At 68.8% G+C, this 24,688-nt stretch carries 35 protein-coding genes; 5 read left to right on the plus strand and 30 right to left on the minus strand.

Features of this window, described 5'->3' with window-relative positions; translation table 11 throughout:
- Positions 1-91: 91 nt before the first annotated feature.
- From map to rfbB, 29 genes are all read right to left on the minus strand, one after another.
- Entirely contained in the window at positions 92-931 is an 840-nt protein-coding gene (gene map / locus ACPC54_RS35860) for a type I methionyl aminopeptidase (RefSeq protein WP_498970837.1), read from the minus strand.
- Positions 932-1,048: 117 nt separating this feature from the next.
- A complete protein-coding gene (locus ACPC54_RS35865; RefSeq protein ID WP_045693039.1) occupies positions 1,049-1,702 on the minus strand; it encodes an adenylate kinase in 654 nt (217 codons plus the stop codon).
- Positions 1,702-3,012, minus strand: a complete 1,311-nt coding sequence (secY, locus tag ACPC54_RS35870; protein ID WP_498970839.1) for a preprotein translocase subunit SecY — start codon at positions 3,010-3,012, stop codon at positions 1,702-1,704. The genes ACPC54_RS35865 and secY overlap by 1 nt, the downstream gene beginning before the upstream one ends.
- A 337-nt stretch (positions 3,013-3,349) precedes the next feature.
- Positions 3,350-3,802: a 50S ribosomal protein L15 gene (gene rplO / locus ACPC54_RS35875; RefSeq protein ID WP_030280790.1), complete on the minus strand. Its 453-nt coding sequence runs from the start codon at positions 3,800-3,802 to the stop codon at positions 3,350-3,352.
- A 2-nt stretch (positions 3,803-3,804) separates the two neighbouring features.
- Complete coding sequence (gene rpmD / locus ACPC54_RS35880; RefSeq protein WP_030055835.1) at positions 3,805-3,987, minus strand: 50S ribosomal protein L30; 183 nt, start codon at positions 3,985-3,987, stop codon at positions 3,805-3,807.
- Positions 3,987-4,607 carry a 30S ribosomal protein S5 gene (gene rpsE, locus ACPC54_RS35885; RefSeq protein ID WP_045693041.1) on the minus strand — a complete coding sequence of 207 codons (621 nt, stop codon included), beginning with the start codon at positions 4,605-4,607 and terminating at the stop codon, positions 3,987-3,989. The genes rpmD and rpsE overlap by 1 nt, the downstream gene beginning before the upstream one ends.
- 48 nt (positions 4,608-4,655) lie before the next feature.
- Positions 4,656-5,039, minus strand: coding sequence for a 50S ribosomal protein L18 (gene rplR / locus ACPC54_RS35890; RefSeq protein ID WP_030280785.1), 384 nt, complete (start codon positions 5,037-5,039; stop codon positions 4,656-4,658).
- 3 nt (positions 5,040-5,042) lie between these two features.
- Positions 5,043-5,582, minus strand: coding sequence for a 50S ribosomal protein L6 (rplF, locus tag ACPC54_RS35895; RefSeq protein ID WP_498970843.1), 540 nt, complete (start codon positions 5,580-5,582; stop codon positions 5,043-5,045).
- A 22-nt stretch (positions 5,583-5,604) separates the two neighbouring features.
- On the minus strand, positions 5,605-6,012 hold the full coding sequence (gene rpsH / locus ACPC54_RS35900; RefSeq protein WP_207810340.1) for a 30S ribosomal protein S8: 408 nt from the start codon (positions 6,010-6,012) through the stop codon (positions 5,605-5,607).
- Positions 6,013-6,279: 267 nt separating this feature from the next.
- Positions 6,280-6,465, minus strand: a complete 186-nt coding sequence (locus tag ACPC54_RS35905) for a type Z 30S ribosomal protein S14 (RefSeq protein WP_030055830.1) — start codon at positions 6,463-6,465, stop codon at positions 6,280-6,282.
- Positions 6,466-6,469: 4 nt separating this feature from the next.
- Complete coding sequence (rplE, locus tag ACPC54_RS35910; protein WP_030280779.1) at positions 6,470-7,039, minus strand: 50S ribosomal protein L5; 570 nt, start codon at positions 7,037-7,039, stop codon at positions 6,470-6,472.
- Complete coding sequence (rplX, locus tag ACPC54_RS35915; RefSeq protein ID WP_030263484.1) at positions 7,039-7,350, minus strand: 50S ribosomal protein L24; 312 nt, start codon at positions 7,348-7,350, stop codon at positions 7,039-7,041. The genes rplE and rplX overlap by 1 nt, the downstream gene beginning before the upstream one ends.
- Positions 7,351-7,365: 15 nt before the next feature.
- A complete protein-coding gene (gene rplN, locus ACPC54_RS35920; protein ID WP_030232481.1) occupies positions 7,366-7,737 on the minus strand; it encodes a 50S ribosomal protein L14 in 372 nt (123 codons plus the stop codon).
- A gap of 102 nt (positions 7,738-7,839) precedes the next feature.
- Complete coding sequence (gene rpsQ, locus ACPC54_RS35925) at positions 7,840-8,112, minus strand: 30S ribosomal protein S17 (protein WP_014136278.1); 273 nt, start codon at positions 8,110-8,112, stop codon at positions 7,840-7,842.
- Entirely contained in the window at positions 8,112-8,336 is a 225-nt protein-coding gene (gene rpmC / locus ACPC54_RS35930) for a 50S ribosomal protein L29 (RefSeq protein ID WP_031063040.1), read from the minus strand. The genes rpsQ and rpmC overlap by 1 nt, the downstream gene beginning before the upstream one ends.
- Positions 8,336-8,755, minus strand: coding sequence for a 50S ribosomal protein L16 (gene rplP, locus ACPC54_RS35935; RefSeq protein WP_045693044.1), 420 nt, complete (start codon positions 8,753-8,755; stop codon positions 8,336-8,338). The genes rpmC and rplP overlap by 1 nt, the downstream gene beginning before the upstream one ends.
- Positions 8,756-8,760: 5 nt before the next feature.
- Positions 8,761-9,585: a 30S ribosomal protein S3 gene (gene rpsC / locus ACPC54_RS35940; RefSeq protein ID WP_498970847.1), complete on the minus strand. Its 825-nt coding sequence runs from the start codon at positions 9,583-9,585 to the stop codon at positions 8,761-8,763.
- Complete coding sequence (gene rplV / locus ACPC54_RS35945) at positions 9,585-9,932, minus strand: 50S ribosomal protein L22 (RefSeq protein WP_030280773.1); 348 nt, start codon at positions 9,930-9,932, stop codon at positions 9,585-9,587. The genes rpsC and rplV overlap by 1 nt, the downstream gene beginning before the upstream one ends.
- A gap of 84 nt (positions 9,933-10,016) precedes the next feature.
- Positions 10,017-10,298: a 30S ribosomal protein S19 gene (rpsS, locus tag ACPC54_RS35950; RefSeq protein WP_030280772.1), complete on the minus strand. Its 282-nt coding sequence runs from the start codon at positions 10,296-10,298 to the stop codon at positions 10,017-10,019.
- Between the two features lie 11 nt (positions 10,299-10,309).
- A complete protein-coding gene (gene rplB, locus ACPC54_RS35955) occupies positions 10,310-11,146 on the minus strand; it encodes a 50S ribosomal protein L2 (protein ID WP_207810337.1) in 837 nt (278 codons plus the stop codon).
- Positions 11,147-11,192: 46 nt separating this feature from the next.
- Entirely contained in the window at positions 11,193-11,510 is a 318-nt protein-coding gene (rplW, locus tag ACPC54_RS35960; RefSeq protein WP_030280768.1) for a 50S ribosomal protein L23, read from the minus strand.
- Positions 11,510-12,187: a 50S ribosomal protein L4 gene (gene rplD, locus ACPC54_RS35965; protein WP_097237486.1), complete on the minus strand. Its 678-nt coding sequence runs from the start codon at positions 12,185-12,187 to the stop codon at positions 11,510-11,512. The genes rplW and rplD overlap by 1 nt, the downstream gene beginning before the upstream one ends.
- 5 nt (positions 12,188-12,192) lie before the next feature.
- Positions 12,193-12,840, minus strand: coding sequence for a 50S ribosomal protein L3 (rplC, locus tag ACPC54_RS35970; protein ID WP_031063055.1), 648 nt, complete (start codon positions 12,838-12,840; stop codon positions 12,193-12,195).
- Between the two features lie 14 nt (positions 12,841-12,854).
- Positions 12,855-13,163, minus strand: coding sequence for a 30S ribosomal protein S10 (rpsJ, locus tag ACPC54_RS35975; RefSeq protein ID WP_012785157.1), 309 nt, complete (start codon positions 13,161-13,163; stop codon positions 12,855-12,857).
- A 403-nt stretch (positions 13,164-13,566) separates the two neighbouring features.
- Positions 13,567-15,384: a phospholipid carrier-dependent glycosyltransferase gene (locus tag ACPC54_RS35980; protein WP_498970851.1), complete on the minus strand. Its 1,818-nt coding sequence runs from the start codon at positions 15,382-15,384 to the stop codon at positions 13,567-13,569.
- Between the two features lie 207 nt (positions 15,385-15,591).
- Positions 15,592-16,371, minus strand: coding sequence for a glycosyltransferase family 2 protein (locus ACPC54_RS35985; protein ID WP_498970853.1), 780 nt, complete (start codon positions 16,369-16,371; stop codon positions 15,592-15,594).
- Positions 16,368-16,769 carry a DUF2304 domain-containing protein gene (locus ACPC54_RS35990; protein WP_063773458.1) on the minus strand — a complete coding sequence of 134 codons (402 nt, stop codon included), beginning with the start codon at positions 16,767-16,769 and terminating at the stop codon, positions 16,368-16,370. Before ACPC54_RS35990 ends, ACPC54_RS35985 begins: the two co-directional genes overlap by 4 nt.
- A gap of 110 nt (positions 16,770-16,879) precedes the next feature.
- Complete coding sequence (locus ACPC54_RS35995; RefSeq protein WP_498970855.1) at positions 16,880-18,196, minus strand: hypothetical protein; 1,317 nt, start codon at positions 18,194-18,196, stop codon at positions 16,880-16,882.
- The gene (gene rfbB, locus ACPC54_RS36000) at positions 18,193-19,167 is read right to left on the minus strand and encodes a dTDP-glucose 4,6-dehydratase (protein WP_498970857.1); all 975 of its coding nucleotides are present in this window, start codon (positions 19,165-19,167) and stop codon (positions 18,193-18,195) included. Before rfbB ends, ACPC54_RS35995 begins: the two co-directional genes overlap by 4 nt.
- 82 nt (positions 19,168-19,249) lie before the next feature.
- Between rfbB and rfbA the strand changes: the two genes are divergently transcribed.
- The 5 genes from rfbA to ACPC54_RS36025 all read left to right on the plus strand — a co-directional run bounded on the left by rfbA (position 19,250) and on the right by ACPC54_RS36025 (position 24,129).
- Positions 19,250-20,125: a glucose-1-phosphate thymidylyltransferase RfbA gene (gene rfbA / locus ACPC54_RS36005; RefSeq protein ID WP_498970859.1), complete on the plus strand. Its 876-nt coding sequence runs from the start codon at positions 19,250-19,252 to the stop codon at positions 20,123-20,125.
- The gene (gene rfbC / locus ACPC54_RS36010) at positions 20,122-20,721 is read left to right on the plus strand and encodes a dTDP-4-dehydrorhamnose 3,5-epimerase (protein ID WP_498970861.1); all 600 of its coding nucleotides are present in this window, start codon (positions 20,122-20,124) and stop codon (positions 20,719-20,721) included. Before rfbA ends, rfbC begins: the two co-directional genes overlap by 4 nt.
- Before the next feature lie 149 nt (positions 20,722-20,870).
- Entirely contained in the window at positions 20,871-21,773 is a 903-nt protein-coding gene (locus tag ACPC54_RS36015) for a glycosyltransferase family 2 protein (protein WP_498970863.1), read from the plus strand.
- Positions 21,774-21,804: 31 nt separating this feature from the next.
- Positions 21,805-22,761: an NAD-dependent epimerase/dehydratase family protein gene (locus ACPC54_RS36020; protein WP_498970865.1), complete on the plus strand. Its 957-nt coding sequence runs from the start codon at positions 21,805-21,807 to the stop codon at positions 22,759-22,761.
- A gap of 96 nt (positions 22,762-22,857) precedes the next feature.
- Complete coding sequence (locus tag ACPC54_RS36025; protein WP_498970867.1) at positions 22,858-24,129, plus strand: acyltransferase family protein; 1,272 nt, start codon at positions 22,858-22,860, stop codon at positions 24,127-24,129.
- Between the two features lie 69 nt (positions 24,130-24,198).
- On the opposite strand, the gene ACPC54_RS36030 is transcribed toward ACPC54_RS36025, so the two are convergent.
- The gene (locus tag ACPC54_RS36030; RefSeq protein ID WP_498970869.1) at positions 24,199-24,666 is read right to left on the minus strand and encodes a GtrA family protein; all 468 of its coding nucleotides are present in this window, start codon (positions 24,664-24,666) and stop codon (positions 24,199-24,201) included.
- Positions 24,667-24,688 lie beyond the last annotated feature (22 nt).

The following is a 24,688-nucleotide window of genomic DNA, read 5'->3' on the forward strand; positions in this document are numbered from 1 at the left end:
GTGTGTGAAGCGGCAAACTCCACTACGCCCGGAGGTCCCTCCTTGATCAACTACCGAGAGCCAGTGTCACTAACGTGTCGGCCGAGTACACCTAGCCGAGCGGGTCCGGAGCCGCGGTGATGCCCAGCTTGGCCAGCTCGGCCTTGCCGCCGTCGAAGGCGGTCAGTACCAGCGGGCCCTGCTCGGTGACGGCCACCGAGTGCTCCCAGTGCGAGGCCCAGGTGCCGTCGTTGGTGACGACCGTCCAGTCGTCCTCCAGCACGGTGGTGTGCGGGGTGCCCAGCGAGACCATCGGCTCGATCGCCAGCACCGTGCCGGGGACGAGCTTCGGGCCCTTGCCCCGGCCGCGCTCGACGTAGTTCAGCACGTGCGGCTCCATGTGCATCGCGGTGCCGATGCCGTGGCCGCCGTAGCCCTCGGTGATGCCCCACTTGCCCTTGGGCGGCAGCGGCTGGCGGCGGATGTAGCCCTCGATCGCCTTGGAGACGTCGACCAGGCGGTTGTTCTTCTTCATCTGGGCGATGCCGGCCCACATCGAGCCCTCGGTGACCCGGCTCAGCATCTCGACCTCGGGGCGGACCTCGCCGACCGCCACGGTGATCGCCGAGTCGCCGTGCCAGCCGTCCAGGATGGCGCCGCAGTCGATCGAGATCACGTCGCCCTCCTGCAGCACCCGGTCGCCCGGGATGCCGTGCACGACCTCGTTGTTCACCGAGGCGCAGATCACGCCCGGGAACCACAGGCCGCCGTGGTGGGCGCGGAAGTTCGAGGTGGCGCCGTGGTCGGTGATCACCTTGTCGGCGATGTCGTTGAGCTCCTGGGTGGTCACCCCGGGAGCGACCGCCTCGCGGCAGGCCTTCAGCGCCTCGGCGACGACCAGTCCGGCCGCTCGCATCTTGGCGATCTGCTCGGGGGTCTTGATCTCCACCATCAGGTCACGCCTTCCAAATCCGGATTACCACTGCCTACCACCGTACGACGTCGAAAACGGCCGGGCCGCCCGCTCCACGGGCGACCCGGCCGTACGTGCGTACGTCGCTGAGGAACCTCAGCCGTTCTGCTTCAGCGCCTCGATCGCGCGCTGGGTGACCTCGTCCACCTTGCCGAGAGCCGAGATCGTGGCCACCAGGTCCTGCTGGACGTAGTAGTCGATGATCGGCTCGGTCTCCGTGTGGTACACCTCCAGGCGGGTGCGCACCTTGTCCTCGGTGTCGTCCGAGCGCTGGTACAGCTCGCCGCCGCACTCGTCGCAGACGCCCTCGACCTTCGGCGGGTTGTAGTCCACGTGGAACACGTGGCCGCCGTCGTTGCGGCACAGCCGGCGACCGGCGATCCGGCGGACGACCTCGTCCTCGGGGACCTCCAGGTCCAGCACGCCGTCCAGCTTGATGCCCTGCTCGGCGAGGAACTCGTCCAGCGCCTTGGCCTGGCCCAGGTTGCGCGGGAAGCCGTCGAGCAGGAAGCCGTTGGCGGCGTCCGGCTGGAGCATGCGGTCCTTGGCCATCCCGATGGTGACCTCGTCCGGAACCAGGCGACCCGCGTCCATGTAGCTCTTGGCCTCGAGCCCCAGCGGGGTGCCCTGACCGATGTTGGCGCGGAACAGGTCTCCGGTCGAGATGTGGGGAATGGACAGGGTCTTGGCGAGCAAGTGCGCCTGAGTACCCTTCCCGGCCCCGGGAGGACCAACGAGGACGATACGCATCAGCGGAGGAACCCTTCGTAATTGCGCTGCTGGAGCTGGCTCTCGATCTGCTTCACAGTTTCGAGTCCGACGCCGACGACGATGAGCACGCTGGTGCCGCCGAACGGGAAGTTGGTCTGCTGTCCGAAGGCGACCAGGGCGATCATCGGGATCAACGCGATCAGGCCCAGGTAGAGCGAACCCGGCCACGTGATTCGGGTCAGCACGTAGTTCAGGTACTCGGCCGTCGGGCGGCCGGCCCGGATGCCCGGGATGAACCCACCATACTTCTTCATATTGTCGGCAACTTCTTCGGGGTTGAAGGAGATGGCGACGTAGAAGAAGGCGAAGAAAACGATCAGCAGGAAGTAGGTGGCCATGTAGATCGGGTGGTCACCCTTGACGAAGTGCCGGTTGATCCACACCGCCCAGCCCGCCTGGCTGTTGGTCAGCTGGACCACCAGGGCCGGGATGTACAGCAGCGACGAGGCGAAGATGACCGGGATGACACCGGCCTGGTTCACCTTGAGCGGGATGTACGTCGAGGTCCCGCCGAAGGACCGGCGGCCGATCATGCGCTTCGCGTACTGCACCGGGATCCGGCGCTGGGCCTGCTCGACGAAGATGACCAGCATCACAACGATGACGCCGACCGCGATCACGGACAGGAACTCGACCCAGCCGCCGCCGATGGTGCCCGACTGCTTGATGTTCCACAGCGAGGACGGGAACTGCGCGGCGATCGAGGTGAAGATCAGCAGCGACATGCCGTTGCCGATGCCGCGGTCGGTGATCAGCTCGCCGAGCCACATGATGACGGTGGTGCCGGCGGTCATGGTGACGACCATGACGGCGATCCGGAACACGCCGGTCTCCGGCACGATCTCGTTCGCCACCGGGCAGCCCGAGAACAGCGCGCCGCTGGAGGCCGTCGCGACGATGCCGGTGCCCTGGAGCACGGCGAGCGCGATGGTCAGGTAGCGGGTGTACTGGGTGATCTTCGCCTGGCCGGCCTGGCCCTCCTTCTTCAGCATCTCCAGTCGCGGGATCACGACGGTGAGGAGCTGGAGGATGATGCTGGCCGTGATGTACGGCATGATGCCGAGCGCGAAGATCGTCAGCTGGAGCAGCGCGCCGCCGCTGAAGAGGTTGACCAGCCCGAACAGGCCGTTCCTCTTGCTGTCGCTCACACAGACGTTGACCGCCTGGAAGTTGACTCCCGGGATCGGGATGTGCGAGCCCAGCCGGAACAGCACCATGATGCCCAGCGTGAACAGCAGCTTCTTGCGCAGGTCGGGCGTCTGGAACGCCCGCGCGAACGCACTGAGCACGGTGCCTCCTGCGCCTCCCGCGCGTCGTCGGCGGGAGGGTCGGTCCTGATTGGGGGAGTTTGCGGTTCGGGCTCCCGTACAGACGGCACAGGCGAGCCTACGCGCAGCCTACAAGGGAACTCCACGGACTCTAACAGTGCGCGGCCACTCCGAAGAAGCGTGAGCCGGGACTCCCCCACTCACGGGGTACGGGATGCCCGGGTTTGCCACACAAAAGAACGAGGGTCGGCACCGGCTGATTTCGGCCCGCCGGTGAAAGCCCGGGTAAAAGGACGAGCCCCGCACCCCCCGGAGGGGGTGCGGGGCTCGAAGCCGGTGATCGGCGGGGTCAGGGAGCTCAGACGAGCTCGGTGACCGTACCGCCGGCGGCCTTGATCTTCTCGGCGGCGGAGCCGGAGACGGCGTCGACCGTCACCTGCAGCGCAACCGAGACCTCGCCGGTGCCGAGCACCTTGACGAGGGAGTTCTTGCGAACCGCGCCCTTGGCGACCAGGTCCTCGACCGTGACCTCGCCACCCTGCGGGTAGAGCTCGGCCAGCTTGTCCAGGTTCACCACCTGGAACGTGATCTTGAACGGGTTCTTGAAGCCCTTCAGCTTCGGCAGACGCATGTGGAGCGGCATCTGGCCACCCTCGAAGCGCTGCGGAACCTGGTAGCGGGCCTTGGTGCCCTTGGTACCACGACCGGCGGTCTTACCCTTGGAGCCCTCACCACGACCCACGCGGATCTTGTCGGTCTTGGCACCCGGGGCGGGACGCAGGTTGTGGATCTTGATCGGGTTGTCGCCCATGATCAGTCCACCTCCTCAACCGTCACCAGGTGACGGACCGTGTGGGCCATCCCGCGGATCTCGGGACGGTCCTCCTTCACCACGACGTCGTGCATGCGCTTGAGACCAAGCGAACGCAGGGTGTCACGGTGGTTCTGCTTGCTGCCGATGTACGACTTGGTCTGCGTGATCTTCAGGCGAGCCATCAGGCGCTCACCCCAGCAGCACGAGCCCGCAGCAGGGCGGCGGGAGCCACGTCCTCCAGCGGCAGGCCACGACGGGCGGCGATCTCCTCGGGGCGAACGAGGCCCTTCAGAGCCACCACGGTGGCGTGCACGATGTTGATCGCGTTGTCCGAGCCGAGCGACTTCGACAGGATGTCGTGGATGCCGGCGCACTCCAGGACGGCGCGCACCGGACCACCGGCGATAACACCGGTACCGGGGGCGGCGGGCTTCAGCAGCACGACGCCGGCGGCCTTCTCACCCTGGATGGGGTGCGGGATGGTGCCCTGGATACGGGGGACCTTGAAGAAGTTCTTCTTGGCCTCCTCGACACCCTTCGCGATGGCGGCCGGAACCTCCTTCGCCTTGCCGTAACCGACACCCACGGTGCCCTCGCCATCGCCCACCACGACGAGCGCGGTGAAGCTGAAGCGACGGCCACCCTTGACAACCTTGGCGACACGGTTGATCGCGACGACGCGCTCGACGTAAGCGGTCTTCTCGACGGCCTGGGCGTTGCCCTGACCGTCACGCTTACGGTCGCGCCGCTCGCCACCCGTGCCGCGACCGGCGCCGCCTTCGCGGCGCTGGGGTCCAGCCATTGGAATTACCTCTCTCGTTTACGTCCGTCGACAGAGTCGACGAGCGGCTTAGAAGTCGAGCCCGGCCTCGCGAGCCGCGTCCGCCAGGGCGGCGATGCGGCCGGCGTACCGGTTGCCCGCGCGGTCGAAGACGACCGACTCGATGCCGGCGGCCTTGGCGCGCTCGGCGACCAGGCTCCCGACCTTCTTGGCCAGCTCGGTCTTGTCGCCCTCGGCGCCCTTGATGGACACGTCGAGGGTGGACGCCGACGCCAGGGTGTGACCCTTGGCGTCGTCGATGACCTGGGCGACCATGTGACGGTTCGAGCGCGTCACGACGAGACGCGGACGCACCTCGGTGCCGACGACGCGCTTGCGAACGCGGATGGCGCGGCGCTTGCGAGCGGCGCTCTTGTAGGCGTTGCCCTTGCCGATCTTGACAGAGACACTCATCGCTTACTTACCACTCTTTCCGACCTTGCGGCGGATGACCTCGCCCGCGTACTTGACGCCCTTGGCCTTGTACGGGTCGGGCTTGCGCAGCTTGCGGATGTTCGCGGCGACCTCGCCGACCTTCTGCTTGTCGATGCCGTCCACGTGGAACTTGGTGGGGGACTCGACGACGAAGGAGATGCCCTCGGGCGCGGTGACCAGGATCGGGTGGCTGTAGCCAAGCGCGAACTCCATGTCGGAGCCCTTCGCGTTGACGCGGTAGCCGACACCGCTGATCTCCAGCGACTTGCGGTAGCCCGCGGTCACACCGGTGATCATGTTCGCCACCAGCGTGCGGGTCAGGCCGTGGAGGGCCTTCGAGCGACGCTCGTCGTTCGGGCGGGTGACGAGCACAGTGCCGTCCTCGCCCTTGCCGATTGCGATGGGCTCGGCGACGACGTGGGTGAGCGAGCCCTTCGGGCCCTTCACCGAGACCGTCTGGCCATCGATGGTGACGTCCACGCCAGCGGGGACCTGGATGGGCAGCCGTCCAATGCGCGACATTGCTGTACCTCCGTTTCCCGAATTACCAGACGTAGGCGAGAACTTCTCCGCCTACGCCCTTCTTGGCGGCCTGCTTGTCGGTCAGGAGGCCGGAGGACGTGGAGATGATCGCCACGCCCAGGCCGCCGAGAACCTTCGGCAGGTTGGTGGACTTTGCGTAAACACGCAGACCCGGCTTGCTGATGCGCTTGATGCCGGCGATGGAGCGCTCACGGTTGGGGCCGAACTTGAGCTCGATGGTCAGCTTCTTGCCGACCTCGCCCTCAGCGGGCTCCTCAACCTTGTAGGAGGAGATGTAACCCTCCTGCTGCAGGATCTCGGCGACGTGCGCCTTGATCTTGCTCGACGGCATCGCGACAGAGTCGTGGTACGCCGAGTTCGCGTTACGCAGACGCGTGAGCATGTCTGCGATGGGGTCGGTCATGGTCATGATGGCCTCAGGCCTCTCTCGCCGTGGTTTCTCCGCGCCAGGTCCCCCTCCCGCACTCCGGGGAGTTCGGTAGGGGCACAAGCGCAGGGGACCTACGTCGTAGTAAGACTGGGTGCGAGCCCTCCCCAAGAGGGCCACGGGCATCCATGGGGAAGCCGTGGCAGGGGGCCCGACCCCACTACCTTACGGGAATCCGTACGGCAGCCCAAAAACGGGCGGTGTGGGATCGGGCACCTCTGCGTCGCTAGCGGTGCCTAGAGCGCTGGATTACCAGGAGCTCTTGGTCACGCCCGGCAGCTCGCCGCGGTGCGCCATCTCACGGAGGCACACACGGCACAGGCCGAACTTGCGGTACACCGAGTGCGGACGGCCGCAGCGCTGGCACCGGGTGTAGGCCCGGACGCCGAACTTCGGCTTGCGCTCGGACTTCGCGATGAGGGACTTCTTCGCCATTGGCTCACGCCTCCTTGAACGGGAAGCCCAGAGCGCGCAGGAGCGCCCGGCCCTCGTCGTCGGTCTGAGCGGTGGTCACGACGGTGATGTCCATACCGCGCTGACGGTCGACCTTGTCCTGGTCGATCTCGTGGAACATAACCTGCTCGGTCAGACCGAAGGTGTAGTTGCCACGGCCGTCGAACTGCTTCGGGGAGAGGCCACGGAAGTCACGGATACGCGGCAGAGCCAGCGACACCAGACGGTCCAGGAACTCCCACATGCGGTCACCACGGAGGGTGACGTGGGTGCCGATCGGCTGGCCCTCGCGCAGCTTGAACTGCGCGATGGACTTGCGAGCCTTGGTCACGGCCGGCTTCTGACCGGTGATCGCGGTCAGGTCGCGGATCGCGCCCTCGATCAGCTTGCTGTCACGGGCGGCCTCGCCGACACCCATGTTGACCACGACCTTGACCAGGCCGGGGATCAGCATGACGTTCTCGTACGAGAACTGCTCCTGCAGCTGGCCCTTGATCTCGGAGTTGTAACGCTCCTTGAGGCGGGGGGCCACCTTCTCAACAGTCGTCTCAGACATCAGATGTCCTCACCGGTCCGCTTGGCAACGCGGATCTTGTTGCCCTGGTCGTCGAAGCGGTAGCCGACGCGGGTGACGACCTTCTTGCCGTCCTTCTCCACGACCAGCTGGACGTTGGAGACGTGCACCGGGGCCTCGACGGTCACGATGCCACCCTGGGTACCCGGACCCGGCTTGGTGTGCTTCTTGACCCGGTTGACACCCTCGACCAGGACCTTGTTCTCAGCCGGCATGGCCTGGATGACCTTGCCCTGCTTGCCCTTGTCCTTGCCGGTGATGACCTGGACCAGGTCACCCTTCTTGATCTTCATGCTGTTCGCCATGGGTTAGAGCACCTCCGGCGCCAGCGAGATGATCTTCATGAACTTCTTGTCGCGCAGCTCGCGGCCGACCGGGCCGAAGATGCGGGTACCGCGGGGGTCACCCTCGGTGTTCTTCAGCACGACAGCGGCGTTCTCGTCGAAGCGGATGTACGAGCCATCCGGACGACGACGCTCCTTGACGGTGCGGACGACGACGCACTTGACGACGTCACCCTTCTTGACCGAACCACCGGGGATCGCGTCCTTGACGGTCGCGACGATGACGTCCCCGATTCCGGCGTAGCGGCGACCGGAGCCACCGAGAACACGGATGCAAAGGATCTCCTTGGCACCAGTGTTGTCGGCAACACGCAGTCGCGACTCCTGCTGGATCACAGCTTTCTCCTGATCGTCAACGAGAGTCGACGGGCCGGCCGCTGCTCACACCGGCGTCCCGGGGGGACCCGCTGCACATACGGCCGTACCACATCGGCTTCGTTACTTGGCCTTCTCGAGGATCTCGACGACGCGCCAGCGCTTCGTCGCGGACAGCGGCCGGGTCTCCATCAGGAGGACACGGTCGCCGACACCGCACGCGTTCTGCTCGTCGTGCGCCTTCAGCTTGTTGGTACGGCGAATGACCTTGCCGTACAGCGCGTGCTTGACGCGGTCCTCGACGGCGACGACGACGGTCTTGTCCATCTTGTCGCTGACGACGAGACCCTCGCGGGTCTTGCGGAAACCGCGCGTCTCGTTGGTGTTCTCAGTCATCAGGCGTTCTCCACCGTCTCGATGCCCAGCTCGCGCTCGCGCATCAGGGTGTAGATCCGCGCGATGTCCTTACGGACCAGCTTGAGCCGGCCGTGGTTGTCGAGCTGCCCGGTCGCCGCCTGGAAGCGGAGGTTGAACAGCTCCTCCTTGGCCTCGCGGAGCTTGGCAACGAGGGCCTCGTTGTCCAGCTGACGAAGCTCAGCAGCCTTGGTAGCGGCCGACATCAGCTTTCACCGTCCTCGCGCCGGACGATCCGGCACTTCATCGGAAGCTTGTGCGCGGCACGGGTGAGCGCCTCGCGCGCAGTCTTCTCGTTCGGGTACGACAGCTCGAACATGACCCGACCCGGGTGCACGTTCGCGATCCACCACTCCGGCGAACCCTTACCGGAACCCATGCGGGTCTCGGCCGGCTTCTTGGTGAGCGGGCGGTCCGGGTAGATGTTGATCCAGACCTTGCCACCACGACGGATGTGACGGGTGATCGCGATACGAGCGGACTCGATCTGACGGTTCGTCACGTAGGCCGGGGTCACGGCCTGGATGCCGTACTGGCCGAACGCCAGCTCGGTGCCACCCTTCGAAGCGCCGCGACGCTTCGGGTGGTGCTGCTTGCGGTGCTTGACCCTACGGGGGATCAGCATTGGGGTCAGGCCTCCGTTCCGGTGTTCTCGGCAGCCGGAGCCTCGGCGACCGGGGCCGCGGGGGCCTCGGCAGCGGCGGGACGACGGCCGCGGCCACCGCGCTCGCCACCACGGCGCTCGCCACCGCGGGCGGGACGACCACCCTCGGGACGGGCCGGGCGGTTGCCCGAGCGGGCAGCGGCGTTCTCAGCGCGGACCTCGGCGATGTTCTTGACGTCGCCCTTGTAGATCCAGACCTTCACGCCGATGCGGCCGAAGGTGGTCTTGGCCTCGAAGAAGCCGTAGTCGACGTTCGCGCGCAGGGTGTGCAGCGGCACACGGCCCTCGCGGTAGAACTCCGAACGGCTCATCTCGGCGCCGCCGAGACGACCGGAGCACTGGACCTTGATGCCCTTGGCGCCGGACTTCATGGTGCCCTGCATCGACTTGCGCATGGCACGGCGGAAGGAGACGCGGGAGGACAGCTGCTCCGCGACGCCCTGAGCCACGAGCTGGGCGTCCAGCTCGGGGTTCTTGACCTCGAGGATGTTCAGCTGGACCTGCTTGCCGGTCAGCTTCTCCAGGTTGCCCCGGATCTTGTCGGCCTCCGCGCCGCGGCGGCCGATCACGATGCCCGGACGGGCGGTGTGGATGTCCACGCGGACGCGGTCACGGGTGCGCTCGATCTCAACCTTCGAGATGCCGGCGCGCTCCATGCCCTTCGTCATGAGACGACGGATCGCGACGTCTTCCTTGACGTAGTCCTTGTACAGCTTGTCGGCGTACCAGCGGGACTTGAAGTCCGTGCTGATGCCGAGGCGGAACCCGTGCGGGTTAACCTTCTGGCCCATTACCGGGTCCCTTCCTTGCTGCTGACGACCACGGTGATGTGGCTGGTCCGCTTGCGGATCCGGTAGGCGCGGCCCTGGGCACGCGGACGGAACCGCTTCAGGGTCGGGCCCTCGTCAACGTACGCCTCGGAGATGTAGAGGTCGTCCACGTTGGAGTGGTTGTAGTTGTGCGCGGCGTTGGCAATGGCGCTGTCGAGCACCTTGCCGACCGGCACGGTGGCGGCCTGCGGAGCGAAACGCAGGACGGCCTGGGCCTCCGTGGCATTCATGCCACGGATGAGGTCCACCACGCGGCGGGCCTTCATGGGCGTCACGCGGATGTACCGCGCCTGTGCCCTGGCTTCCATGGTTGTCCCCTTAATGGAGTAAGTCATTGAGTCGTTCTGGCGCTAAAGCTCAGTACCTCTGCGGCGGAGCCGCAGCAGGGGCACCTAGCGGCGCTTCGACTTCCGGTCTTCCTTCACGTGGCCACGGAAGGTGCGGGTCGGAGCGAACTCGCCGAGCTTGTGGCCGACCATCGACTCGGTGACGAACACCGGGACGTGCTTGCGGCCATCGTGGACCGCGATCGTGTGACCGAGCATGCTCGGCGAGATCACGGAACGACGGGACCAGGTCTTGATGACGTTCTGAGTACCCGCCTCGTTCTGAGCGTCCACCTTCTTGATGAGGTGGCCGTCGATGAAGGGGCCCTTCTTAAGACTGCGCGGCATCTGACCTGCTCCTAGCGCTTCTTGTTGGTCTTGCGGCGGCGCACGATGAGCTTGTCCGACGCCTTGTTCGGGCGACGGGTGCGGCCCTCGGGCTTACCCCACGGCGAGACCGGGTGGCGACCACCGGAGGTCTTACCCTCACCACCACCGTGCGGGTGGTCGATCGGGTTCATGGCGACACCACGCACGGTCGGGCGGACGCCCTTCCAGCGCATACGGCCGGCCTTGCCCCAGTTGATGTTCGACTGCTCGGCGTTGCCGACCTCGCCGACAGTGGCGCGGCAGCGGGCGTCGACCAGACGGATCTCACCGGAGGGCATGCGCAGGTGCGCCATCTTGCCCTCACGCGCCAGCAGCTGGATGCCGGAGCCGGCCGAGCGGGCCAGCTTGGCACCGCCGCCGGGACGCAGCTCCACCGCGTGGATGGTGGTACCGACCGGGATGTTGCGCAGCGGCAGGTTGTTGCCCGGCTTGATGTCGGCGCCAGCGCCGTTCTCAATCCGGTCACCCTGCGTGATGCCACGCGGCGCGATGATGTAGCGCTTCTCGCCGTCCGCGTAGTGCAGGAGCGCGATGCGCGCGGTGCGGTTCGGGTCGTACTCGATGTGCGCGACCTTGGCCGGCACGCCGTCCTTGTCGTGACGACGGAAGTCGATCACGCGGTAGGCGCGCTTGTGACCGCCACCCTGGTGGCGAGCGGTGACACGACCGGCGTTGTTACGGCCGCCCTTGCTGTGCAGCGGGCGAACCAGCGACTTCTCCGGAGTGGACCGCGTGATTTCTACGAAGTCGGCCACGCTGGAGCCGCGACGGCCCGGCGTAGTCGGCTTGTACTTGCGGATGCCCATTTGGCTCTCTCGTCCTCGTCCTAATCGACGATCACGATCTCCTGATTCAGGAGACCGGACCACCGAAGATGTCGATGCGGTTGCCCTCGGCCAGCGTCACGATGGCGCGCTTGGTGTCCTTGCGCTTGCCAAAGCCCGTCTTGGAGCGCTTGCGCTTGCCCTGACGGTTGATCGTGTTGACAGCCTCGACCTTGACCGAGAAGACCGCCTCGACGGCCTGCTTGATCTGGGTCTTGTTGGCGCCCGGCGACACGATGAACGTGTACTTGTTCTCGTCGAGAAGGCTGTAGCTCTTCTCGGAGATGACCGGCTTCACCAGGACGTCACGGGGGTCCGTGAACGTCTTGCTCGTAACGTCGCTCATCAGGCGGCGCTCCCTTCGAGCTCGCCCTCAGCGGCAACGGCCTTGGCGGACGCGGCCGGACCGGCCACGAAACGCTCGAAGGCGGCCTGGGTGAAGACCACATCGTCGGAGACGAGCACGTCGTAGGTGTTCAGCTGACCGGCGTCCAGGATGTGCACGTGCGGCAGGTTGCGAGCGGACTTCAGGCCCAGCTCGTCCTCGCGCTCGACGACCAGGAGGACGTTCTTGCGCTCGGTGATCTTGCCGAACAGGCTCTTGGCGGCCTTGGTCGACGGCGCCTCGGTCGCGGTCACGCCGGTGACGACGTGAATGCGGTTGTGGCGGGCCCGGTCGGTGAGCGCACCGCGCAGGGCGGCGGCGATCATCTTCTTCGGGGTCCGCTGCGAGTAGTCACGCGGCACGGGACCGTGCACGACGCCACCGCCGGCGAACTGCGGCGCACGGGTCGAGCCCTGACGGGCGCGGCCGGTGCCCTTCTGGCGGTACGGCTTCTTGCCGCCACCGCGGACCTCGCCACGAGTCTTGGTCTTGTGGGTGCCCTGACGGGCCGCAGCGAGCTGCGCCACGACGACCTGGTGCATCAGCGGAACGCTGACCTTCGCGTCGAAGATCTCGGCCGGCAGCTCGATGCTGCCGGTCTTGTCGCCAGCCGGCGACAGGATGTCAATGGTGCTCATATCCTTCACAGCCCCTTCGCCGCGGTGCGGACGAGGACGAGGCCGCCGTTCGGGCCCGGGACGGCGCCCTTGATGAGCAGCAGACCCTTCTCCGCGTCGACCGCGTGCACGGTCAGGTTCTGGGTGGTCACACGCTCGTGGCCCATCCGACCGGCCATGCGCAGGCCCTTGAACACACGGCCCGGGGTGGCGCAGCCACCGATGGAACCGGGCGAGCGGTGCTTGCGCTGGGTGCCGTGACCGGCGCCGAGACCCTTGAAGTTGTGACGCTTCATGACACCGGCGAAGCCCTTGCCCTTGGAGGTGCCGGTCACGTCGACCTTGACACCCGCCTCGAACAGCTCGGCGGTGATCTCCTGGCCCAGGGTGTACTCGGACGCGTCCGAGGTACGGAGCTCGACCAGGTGGCGGCGCGGGGTGACACCGGCCTTGGCGAAGTGGCCCGCGAGGGGCTTGTTCACCTTGCGGGGGTCGATCTCGCCGAAGCCGATCTGGACGGCGTCGTAGCCGGCCGGGCTGTCGGCGGTGTGGACCTGGGTCACGACATTGGGCCCAGCCTTGACGACGGTCACCGGAACGACCCGGTTGTTCTCGTCCCAGACCTGGGTCATGCCGAGCTTCTCGCCCAGGATGCCCTTAATCTGCTTAGCCATCTTCGGTGCGCCTCTCAGAGCTTGATCTCGATGTCGACGCCAGCCGGCAGGTCGAGACGCATGAGCGAGTCAACCGTCTTCGGCGTGGGGTCGAGGATGTCGATCAGACGCTTGTGAGTACGCATCTCGAAGTGCTCGCGCGAGTCCTTGTACTTGTGCGGCGAGCGGATGACGCAGTACACGTTCTTCTCAGTGGGCAGCGGCACCGGGCCCGCGACCTGCGCACCAGTACGGATCACCGTCTCGACGATCTTCTTCGCCGAGGAGTCGATGACCTCGTGGTCGTAGGCCTTGAGCCGGATGCGGATCTTCTGTCCCGCCATGGCTACTCAGTAGTCCTTTGTCCTTAGTCACTGCACGACCCCCTCTCCGACCCCCGCGCTCGGGCGTGTCGCCTTCGCGCTTGCAAAAAACCGGCGAAGTACTTCGTCGGTTTCAAACTTTCGGGGTGGGGGGCGCCGGGTCGAGGCCCCGCACACGCTTCCCGGAAGATTCCCGTACGTCCGCCCCGCAGCTGCCGTGGCGTAGAACTCACGCTTGACGGCCATCACGGGAACGACGAGTACATGGGACTCGCTTCCGGTCCTCCCGGCGGGAGGCGCGCAGCATCGGCACTCAACCGAGCAACTTGGACATACTGCCACATGGAGCAGCCCGGATGCCAATCGGGGCCGGTGAGGTGCTCCTCACCGGCCCCGATCGGGTGGTCCGTGCGCCGCTCGGCGGTCAGCGCTGGCGCCAGATGACCCAGCCGCCCTGCTTGTCCGTCCGGTCGACGTACCAGTTCGCCGGGTGGGTCGGCCAGTACGACTCGGGGGTCGCCTTCGGGTCGGTCGGCATCGGCGTCAGGACGGCCGTGGCGCCCTCCGGGACGGGCTGCCAGCGCGGGTCCCGGTACCAGACCCGGCCCGGGTAGATCTCGTAGGTCTGGGTGGCCCGCAGGCCCCAGTCCACGTCCCAGGCGATCACCAGGTTGTCCTTGGGCTTGATCCCGGCGGCCTGGGTGAACCCCGTGGCCGCGGGCTTGCGCCACTTCGAGAACGGCTGGGAGACGTGCTCGGTGATCGTCGAGATCGAGAAGCAGGCGAAGAACGCCAGCGTGACGCCGATCGCCCACATCACCTTGCGGCCGCCCGCGAGCAGCAGCAGCACGACGCCCGCCAGGACCACGAACGCGGCGGCCGTCGTCCGCATCATGTTGAGCTTCGACCAGTCCGCGGCCAGGAAGGCGGCGTCCGGCATGCCCCACAGCACGAACACCTGGGTGCGCAGCTTGGAGCCGGCCGACCAGATGACGCCCTGCGCCAGCAGCAGCGTGAACCCGGCGGTGGCGATCGCCGCGTACCCGAGGCGCTTGCGCGGGAAGCGGGCGAGGATCGCGGTGCCCGCCACGAAGGCGGCCGGGATCAGGTACGAGGTGTACCGGGCGTACACCCAGTCGTCGATCCGGGCGTCGTCCGGCAGCGCCGCGGCGGAGGCCAGCGCGGTGCCGAAGAGCAGCGCCACCATGACGCCGCCGACGATCCGGTCCGGCCGCTGGAAGCGGCCGCTGAACACCGCGAAGACGCAGACCACGATGGCCAGCCCGCCGATGCCCCAGGTCGAGACGATGAAGTACCAGACCTGGCCGACCGTCCGGGTCAGGGTGCGATGGAGGATGCTGAAGTCCTTCAGGCCGTCCATCAGGAAGGTGCCGACCTGGCTCGGCGGCACCGTGAACTGCCGCTCCAGCCACCAGGCGAGCGCCTTCGCGCCGCCCGCGCCGACGCCGAGCGCGCCGAGCCCGACCAGCGTGGTGCGCCAGGGCGCCCAGCGCAGCACCAGCACGCCGACCAGGACCACGCCGGTCACCGCGACCACGACGCCGCCGCGGTCGTGGGTGGCCATCGAGTAGCCGGCCGCGAGGCCCATGCCGATCGCGTACCAGTAGCGCCGCTTCACCGGGCCTTCGGTCAGCCAGCCGTGCATGCACAGCAGCCAGCTCAGGATCAGCACCGGCAGGACCGTGTCCGACATGGCGAACTGCGAGTAGAAGATCACCGGCGGCAGCAGCGCGGCGACGCCGCCGAACACGTACGCCAGCAGTCGGCGCACGCCCAGGCGGCGCAGCGCCAGGTAGGCCAGCGGGAACACCAGCGCGTTGAGCAGCGCGTTGATGCCGAGGATCAGGTGGTAGACCGTGGTCGGGTCGGAGGAGAGCCGCATCGCCGGGGAGATCAGCAGCGGGTAGCCGCCCGGGATGACCACGCCGACCGGGACCTCGGTGGTCGAGCGGCCGGCCAGGACGCGCGACAGCACGAGGTAGGTGTCCTCGTCCGGGTGCACCGAGGGGAAGTCCAGGCCCCGGACGAGCACGAGGCGGAAGACGACCTCCAGCGCGTAGCCGACGACCAGCGCCACCGGCCAGAACCACCGGCGGGTCCGGATCTCGTCGAACCGCCGCACCAGGCGGTCCGTCAGCTCGGACCGCCCCTCCCCCGGCTCGGGTCGTCTGTTCTGCTGGGCACCGCGGTGCTCACCGACGGTGTCTGCTGTTGTCTGCACTGAAGTCCGACTCTTCCCCTGGATGGTCCGGGCTACGAGAGACCCGGCAGGCCGTTCGGCCCCGATCGCGGCCGTGCGGTCGCCCGGAGGCGCCGGCGAGGACGGCCGTTCGTGGAGTTCACGCTAACAAGTTGCACAGAACCCGTGCACGAACACGGGCTGTCCAACCTCCCCCACCCTCGTGACGCCCCGGGCACCCGGCCCGGTTCAGCTCCGCCCGGCGAGCTGCCGGGCGGGCGTCGCCGCCTTCTTGGCGGCGGGCTGGATCGCCTTGATGTGCTTGGGCATCCGGCGGATCATCGCGAGCAGCAGGACCAGGCCGGCCCGGGCGAGGTAGATGGTCGCCTTGATCGGGGAGGCGCTGGGCGTGCCGGTGGTCCGTTCGCGCATCGCGACCGGGACCTGCCGGATGACGAAGCCGCAGCGGGCCGCGCCGACCATGCTCTCGATCGTGTCGCCCAGGTACTCGACCGGGTACCACTGCGAGAAGAACTCGATCATCGGCTTGTTGCAGGCCTTGAAGCCCGAGGTGGTGTCGGTCAGCCGGGTGCGGGCGATCCGGGAGAGCACCACCGAGAGCAGCTTCATCGCCCAGGAGCGCGGGCCGCGCACCCGGTACGAGCCCTCGCCGGCGAAGCGGGCGCCGATGACCAGGTCGGCCTCGTCGAGCTTGGCGATCAGCGACGGCACGTACGAGGGGTCGTGCTGGCCGTCCGCGTCGCACTGCAGGGCGATGTCGTAGTCGTGCAGGTGCGCGTAGCGGTAGCCGAAGCGCATGGCGCCGCCGACGCCCAGGTTGTACGGCAGCTGCGCGACCTTGGAGCCGTGCGCGGCGGCGACGGCCGCGGTGTCGTCGACCGAGCCGTCGTCGACGACCAGGGTGTCCACGCCCGGCAGCTTCTGCTGGATCTCGCGGAGGATCTTGGGCAGTCCCTCGGCCTCGTTCCAGGCCGGGAGGATGATCAGTACCCGCTTGCCGTCGATCATGCCGTCACCCCGGGGTCGGTCGCCTTGGCGGCGTCGTTGTTGCTGCGCGCGATCGGGTAGTCGTGGTGCTCGGCCAGGTACGCGCGCATCATCGCGACGTCCTCGGCCAGGGTGCGGGTCTCCGCCTCCAGCCGGGAGGCCTCCCAGCTCAGGTGCAGCGAGACCAGCAGCAGCAGGACGAAGCCCGCGAACAGGACCAGGCTGACGCCGGAGGCGATGCCCAGCTTCCGGGCGGTCGAGTCCAGGATCGTCGGGAAGAAGCCGAGCGGCGCGACGACGACGCCGATCGCGAGCCAGATCGCCGCGTACTTCTCCCGCAGCTGCTGGCGACGCAGCAGCTCCAGGATGTAGACGAGCACCAGCACGCCGGTGATCGAGGTGATGACGGTGAGATGCACGACTGAGGGCGCCTTTCAGCGACAGTGGCGTGGCCAAGTAATCACAGTGTAAAAGGCGTGGCGCTACGTGCCTGCCGCCGCCGGTTGTGGTAGCCCCGGTCGACGGAGCCTCAGACCTCGGACGACTGAGGAGTCGCCAGCGGTTCCGGCTGTTCCGTCACGGGCCCGGCCGGAGCGGCCAGGGAGCGGTTCAGCGCCCATAGCATGGCAGCCGCGCTCACGGCGGCACCAGCCAGGTAGGCGAGTTCGACCCGGGTCGCGATCGCGCCGGGCACCACGGTGACGGCGACCAGGACCACGGTGCCGGCGAGCCAGGAGGCCAACTGCCGCTGGTGACGGCCGAGCGAGAGCAGCGCCTGGCCGAAGACCGTGGCGAGCATGTAGCAGAGCGTGCCGAGCGACAGCCACAGGAAGTCGACCGGACCGAGCACGTCCTGCGCCTTGAAGAACAGTCGGATGGCCCACGGGCCGAGCACCACGGTCGGCACACCGGCGGCGGTGCACATCAGCACCACGATGCCGCCGGTGCGCAGCAGCACCTTGCGGAACTCCCCGTGGTTGCCGGCCGCCGCGGCGCCGGACAGCGAGGAGACCAGCGAGGCCTGGATGGCGGCGTACGCGAAGAGCGGCACCCGGGCCAGCACCACCGCGTTGAGCAGCGCCGCGATCAGCGCCTTGGAGGACGGCGAGAGCACGCCGACGCTGACCACCGCGGCGTTGACCATGAGCTGCGCCAGCAGCGTCGAGCCGGTCAGCAGGCCGAGGCCGGTGACGACGTCGCGCCAGGCCGGGGCCGGGCCGCCGCGCCGGTCGGCGAGGACCGAGCGCATCCCGATCGCCGAGGCGGCGAGCGGCGCGATCACCAGGATCAGGCTGAACGCGAACGCCGAGTGCACGCCGAACAGCGGGATCAGCGCGGCCAGGCCGATCCGCAGACCGCCGTCGACGCCCAGCTGGAGGCCGTACGCACCGAACTTGCCGAGGCCGGCCAGCGCGCCGCGGGCGACCGAGCTGACCGCCAGGCCGACCAGGGCGCCGCCCATGCCGACCACCAGGCCGAGGTCACCGGAGAAGAACCGGTCGGCGATCGGACGGGCCGCGGCCGCGACGCCGACCAGCACCACGGCGAGCACCGCGACGGTGGCCAGCAGCACCCGCCGGATGGCCGGCCCGGGGCCCTGGCCGGCCACGTCACGGGCGGCCACCAGCCGGTTCAGCTCCAGCTCGACCGGCGAGAAGAGCCCGTACCCGACCGACATGACCAGGGTCCACAGCATCGAGACCCCGGCGACCTGCGTGGTGTCCAAGCCGTGCCCGGCGAGCGCCAGGAAGATGTACGAGGAGGCACCGAGCACGACGGTGCCCCCCGCGACGAGCCGCACACCGGGGGGCAGCGCCCCCAGCAGCTTGGCCACCGGGTTCGTCATCGCAGGGCGGCCTTGGCCTTCAGCGGCTCCCACCAGGCGCGGTTCTCGCGGTACCAGGCGATGGTGGCCGCGAGGCCGTCCTCGAAGCGCACCTGCGGGGTGTAGCCCAGCTCCTCGCTGATCTTGGTGATGTCGAGCGAGTAGCGCAGGTCGTGGCCCTTGCGGTCGGCGACCGGCTCGACCGAGGACCAGTCCGCGCCGGCGGCCTGCAGCAGCAGCTCGGTGAGCTCCTTGTTGGTCAGCTCGGTGCCGCCGCCGATGTTGTAGACCTCGCCGGCCCGGCCCTTGCGCATGGCGAGCTCGATGCCGCGGCAGTGGTCGGAGACGTGCAGCCAGTCGCGGATGTTGCCGCCGGTGCCGTACAGCGGCACCTTCTTGCCGTCCAGCAGGTTCGTGGTGAACAGCGGGATGACCTTCTCCGGGAACTGGTAGTGCCCGTAGTTGTTGGAGCAGCGGGTGACCACCACGTCCATGCCGTGGGTGCGGTGGTAGGCGAGCGCCAGCAGGTCGGAGCCGGCCTTGGAGGCGGAGTACGGGGAGTTGGGGGCCAGCGGCCACTCCTCCGTCCAGGAGCCCTCGGAGATCGAGCCGTACACCTCGTCGGTGGAGACGTGGACGAAGCGGGCGACACCGTGCTTGCGGGCGGCGTCCAGCAGCACCTGGGTGCCGAGGACGTTGGTCACCACGAACGGGCCGGCGCCCTCGATCGAGCGGTCGACGTGCGACTCGGCCGCGAAGTGCACGACCACGTCGTGCCCGGGCATCACCTGGTCGACGGCCTCGGCGTCGCAGATGTCGCCGCGGACGAAGGCGTAGCCCTCGTGCCCGGCGACCGGGGCCAGGTTGGCCTCGACACCGGAGTAGGTGAGCTTGTCGAAGACGGTGATCTGATCCGTTGCGTCGGCGCCGAGCAGCTGCCGGACGAACTCTGAACCGATGAAGCCGGCGCCGCCGGTGACGAGGATGCGCATAGTGCGGGCAGTCTACCGGGGCGAGGAGAACCCTCCGCCCCGGCCCGGCAGAGGCCCGCGGGCCTCACATAAGCTGCGGGGCATGCGTGGAATCCTCTTGGCCGGCGGCACCGGCTCCCGACTCTGGCCGCTGACCCGGGCTGTCTCGAAGCAGCTCCTCCCGGTCTTCGACAAGCCGATGATCTACTACCCGCTGTCCACCCTGGTGATGGCCGGGATCAGCGAGATCCTGATCATCACGACCCCCCAGGACCAGGAGCAGTTCCAGCGTCTGCTCGGCGACGGCTCCCAGTTCGGGCTGAAGCTGGAGTACGCCGTCCAGGAGAAGCCCGAGGGCATCGCCCAGGCCTTCGTCCTCGGCGCCGACTTCATCGGCGACGAGCCGGTCGCGCTGATCCTGGGCGACAACATCTTCCACGGCAGTGGCCTGGGCACCCGGCTCGCCCAGCGCACCGACCCGCAGGGCGGCATGGTGTTCGCCTACCCCGTCGCCGACCCGACCGCCTACGGCGTCGTCGAGTTCGACGAGGCCGGCCAGGTCATCTCGATCGAGGAGAAGCCGACCGCGCCGAAGTCCCGCTACGCGGTGCCCGGCCTGTACTTCTACGACAACCGCGTGGTGGAGATCGCCCGCGACCTGACGCCGAGCGCCCGCGGCGAGCTGGAGATCACCGCCGTCAACGAGGAGTACCTCAAGCTCGGCGAGCTGCACGTCACCGTGCTCGACCGCGGCACCGCCTGGCTGGACACCGGCACCTTCGTCTCGATGGTCCAGGCCTCGGAGTTCGTCCGGGTCATCGAGGAGCGCCAGGGCTTCAAGATCGGCTGCATCGAGGAGGCCGCCTGGCGGGCCGGCCTGATCGACGACGCGCAGCTGCGCGAGCTGGCCGAGCCGCTGTGCAAGAGCGGCTACGGCCAGTACCTGATCGCGCTGCTCGACGAGGAGGCGGCCAAGTGAAGTTCCGCGAGCTGTCCATCGAGGGCGCCGTCGAGGTCACCCCGCAGCTGCACGGCGACCCGCGCGGCCTGTTCATGGAGTGGTACCGCTTCGACCACCTGCAGGAGGTCGTCGGCCACCCGCTGCGGCTGGCCCAGGGCAACCTGTCGGTGTCCGCCAAGGACGTGGTGCGCGGCATCCACTTCGCCGACGTCCCGCCCGGCCAGGCCAAGTACGTCAGCTGCGTGCGCGGCGCCGTCCTGGACGTGATCGTCGACCTGCGGGTGGGCTCCCCCACCTTCGGGAAGTGGGAGTTCGTCCGGCTCGACGACGTCGAGCGCAAGGCGGTCTACATCGCCGAGGGCCTCGGCCACGGGTTCTGCGCCCTGACCGACGACGCCACCCTGTCGTACGTCTGCTCCGAGACCTACAACCCGACCGGCGAGCACGCGGTGCACCCGCTCGACCCGGACCTCGGCATCGAGTGGCCCACCGACGCCCCGCAGCTGTCCGCCCGCGACGCCGCCGCGCCCTCGCTCGCCGAGGCGATCGCGAGCGGTCTGCTGCCGGACTACGAGAAGTGCCGCGCGTACACCGAGGGCCTGCGCAAGGGCTGAGCTCGACCGATGCCCGGACCACGGCCCCACCGGGCGGTGGTCCGGGCATCACCGTCGGTGGGGGCCCGCGCGCGGCTCAGTATGATGGGCGCGCCGCGGGGCCCCGCCCCGCCCGCCGGCCCGAACCGACCTCCGGATGTGCCTCCACCATGACCACCCTGGAAATCCTGCTGCCGTACTACGGCGACGTCGCTCTGATGCAGGAAGCCGTCCGCAGCGTGCTGGCCCAGACCGACCCGGACTGGCGGCTCACCGTCGTGGACGACGGGAAGGAGCCCGGGGTCCCGGAATGGTTCGCCGAGCTGGGCGACTCCCGGGTGCGGTACTTCCGCAACGAGCAGAACCTCGGCGTCACCGGCAACTACCGCAAGTGCCTCGGGCTGGCCGAGTACGAGCACCTGGTGTTCATGGGCACCGACGACGTCATGCTGCCCAACTACGTCGCCACCGTCCGCTCGATCCTGGCCCAGTACCCGGGCGTCGCGATGATCCAGCCCGGCGTCCAGGTCATCGGCAGCGACGGCCGGCCGACCACCTCGCTCGCCGACGAGTCCAAGCGCCGCATCTACGCGCCCAAGCAGCGCGGCCGCGTGCTGATGGGCGGCGAGGACCTCGCGGTCAGCCTGCTGAAGGGCAACTGGCTGTACTTCCCGTCGATCTGCTGGCGCACCGAGGCCGTGAAGACCACCGGCTTCCGCGACAACCTGGAGATCATCCAGGACCTCGCCCTGGTCATCGACCTGCTGCAGGCCGGCGAGCAGATGGTCGTCGACGACGAGCGCGCTTTCCAGTACCGCCGGCACGCCGTCAGCATCTCCTCCTCGTCCGCGTTCAGCGGCACCCGCTTCACCGAGGCCCGGCGCTACTTCCTGGACGCCGCCGACCGCCTCGACGCCCAGGGCTGGCCGCGGGCGGCGCGCGCCTCCCGGGTGCACCTGTCCGCCCGCATCCACGCCCTCACCCTCGTCCCGGGCGCGATGCGCGCCGGCCAGTGGGAGGGCGCGAAGACCCTGCTGCGCAACGCCACCAGCACGGCCCGCCGGCCCCGCTGACCCCTTCGTCTCCCCCTTGGAGTCCTCCGCAATGAGCGCACCGCACACGGCACCGGCCCGGGTGGCCGTCCTCGGCGGCACCGGCTTCATCGGCCGGGTGCTCGGCGCCCGGCTGCTGGAGCGCGGCGCCGAGGTGGTCAGCCTCGCCCGCAAGGCCCCGGCCGAGCCGGCGCCCGGCCGCTTCCTCGCCTTCGACCTCTCCACCGGCGACCCGGCCGAGCTCACCGCGCTGCTGGAGCGCGAGCGGATCGACACCGTCGTCAACGCGGCCGGCGGCATGTGGGGCCTGAACGACGAGCAGATGTACCAGGCCAACGTCGTCCTCACCGAGAAGCTGGTCGAGGCCGTCGCCGCGATGGCCGCCCCGGCCCGGCTCGTCCACCTCGGCACCGTGCACGAGTACGGCATGGCCCCGGTCGGCACCAGCCAGCGCGAGAGCGACCCGGCCGCCCCGGTGATGGAGTACGGCAAGCTCAAGCTGGCCGCCACCGAGGCCGTCGTGCGCGCCGTCGAGGCCGGCCGGATCTCCGGCGTCGTGCTGCGCCTCGGCAACGTCGTCGGCGCCGGCCAGCCCGGCCACAGCCTGCTCGGCGTCATGGCCGGCAAGCTCGACGCCGCCCGCCGGGCCGGCGAGGCCGCGCAGCTCTCGCTCCAGCCGCTCACCGCCCTGCGCGACTTCGTGGACCTCACCGACACCCTCGACGCCGTCCTGCTGGCCGCCGCCGACCGCTCGGCCCCGCCCGTCGTCAACGTCGGCACCGGCTCCGCCTCCACCGCCCGGCACCTGGTCGAGCTGCTGATCGAGGAGAGCGGCGTGCCGACCGAGATCACCGAGGTCCCGGCCCCGGACGGCACCGGCCCGGAGACGGAGTGGCAGCAGCTCGACGTCACCGTCGCCCGGGAGAGCCTCGGCTGGACCCCTCGCCGCACCCTCCGCGACGCCGTCCGCGAGCTCTGGCTCGCTCAGACCGCCGCCCCGGCCGAGTAGGGCAGCGCCCGACAGAGCAGCACCGGCGCCGGACGGACCCACCCGTCCGGCGCCTCCGCCATCGCGGCAGCACCGACCAGTCCCTGAGGAACCCCCATGAGACCGCGCAGTCTGCTCCAATCCCGGGGCACCCTGGCCGAGTTGTTCTCCGGCCGTGCCAACAGCTTCGGCCTGCTGCGGGTGCTGCTGGCCTCCTCCGTGGTGGTCTCGCACGTCTACCCGCTGGCCTGGGGCCACCTGGACCCGCTGTGGAAGAAGAGCGGCGAGCAGACCGACATCGGGAAGATGGCCGTGATCGGCTTCTTCGTGCTCTCCGGGTTCATGATCACGGGCAGCGGCCGGCGCACCACCATCGGCCGCTACTCCTGGCACCGGGCGCTGCGCATCCTCCCCGGCCTCTGGGGCTCGCTGGTCATCTCCACCCTGGTGATCATGCCGCTGCTGTACCGCTGGCAGCACCACACCCTGAACGGCTTCTGGAGCGACCCGAACGGCCCGAAGACCTACCTGCTCGGCACCTGGAACACCTCGCTGACCGGCGGCTGGGACGTCTCCGGCGTGATCCACGAGGGCATCCGGCGCGGCACCAACTTCGACGGCAGCGTCAACGGCGCGCTCTGGTCCCTCAAGTACGAGATCCTCTGCTACATCGTCGTCGGCCTGCTGGCCGCCGGCGGGGTGCTGCTGCGGGCCCGCCGCTTCGTCCCGCTCGCGGCGGTCGCGCTCTGGGTGCTGATCCTCAACGACTGGATGGACGCGCCCGGTTGGCGCGGCATCCCCGGCGACATGGGCTCCGGCGTCAACCTCCCGGGCCTGGGCTCACTGAGCATCCACTTCATCGTCCACCTGGGCTTCGTCTTCCTGATCGGCGCGACCTTCCAGCTCTACCGCGAGCGCATCCCGATCAACGACGCGCTGGCGCTGGCGTCCGCGGTGGCCTTCTTCGCCACCCTGCGCTGGGGCGGCGTCTTCGTGATCGGCTACCCGGCCTTCGCGTACCTGCTGCTGTGGCTGGCGATCCGGCTGCCCGGCCCGTTCCAGCGGATCGGGCGCAAGCGGGACTACTCGTACGGCATCTACATCTACGGCTTCACCGTCGAGCAGGCGCTGGCGATGCTCGGTTACGCCAAGTACGGCAAGCCCGCCTTCCTCGCCTGCGCGCTGGCCGGGACGGTCGTGCTGGCCGCGCTGTCCTGGCACCTGATCGAGTCCCCGGTGATGAAGCTGAAGGACTGGACGCCCGGGCCGATCCGCCGGCTCAAGGCCCGCAAGGCGGCCGCGACCGCCCCGGCGACACCGGACACCGCCGCCGCGCCGACCGAGCGCCGCGAGGCCGAGGCCGTCCGGCCGCCCACCGTGTCCGCGTAGCGCCCGCCCGACGAACGGAAGAGCGCCCGGTGCCTGAGGCACCGGGCGCTCTTCCGTTCCCCGCGGGGCTCAGTCCTTGAAGACCCAGACCTTCATCAGCAGGAAGCGGACCACGGTGGCCAGGCCGTTGGCGACGATCAGGCCGCCGACCTCGACGACCTTGGAGGCGTTCGGCGCCGCGTAGTGCAACAGCGCCAGCACGCCCGAGCTCAGACCGAGCCCGATCAGGAAGGCCACCGCGCCCTGCAGCTGGTGCTTGAGCGCCCCCTCCGAGCCGGTGATGCCGAAGGTGAAGCGGCGGTTGGCGGCGGTGTTGGCGACGGCGCTGACCGCGAGCGCGATCAGGTTGGCGATCTGCGGATCGACCACCAGCCGGGCCACCACGTAGAGGCCGAGGTAGAAGAGCGTGCTCAGCACCCCGATGATCATGAAGGACGGGAGCTGCCGCTTGGCCGCGGAGCCGGACTGCTCCGCGGCCCCCGCCTCGTCGGTGGCCGCGGCGGCCCGCTTGTCGGTGGAGACCATGTCTGTGCCCATGCTTCGTCGTCGGGTCGGGTCG

Source organism: Kitasatospora sp. NPDC094028 (assembly GCF_049543595.1).
Lineage (GTDB): Bacteria > Actinomycetota > Actinomycetes > Streptomycetales > Streptomycetaceae > Kitasatospora.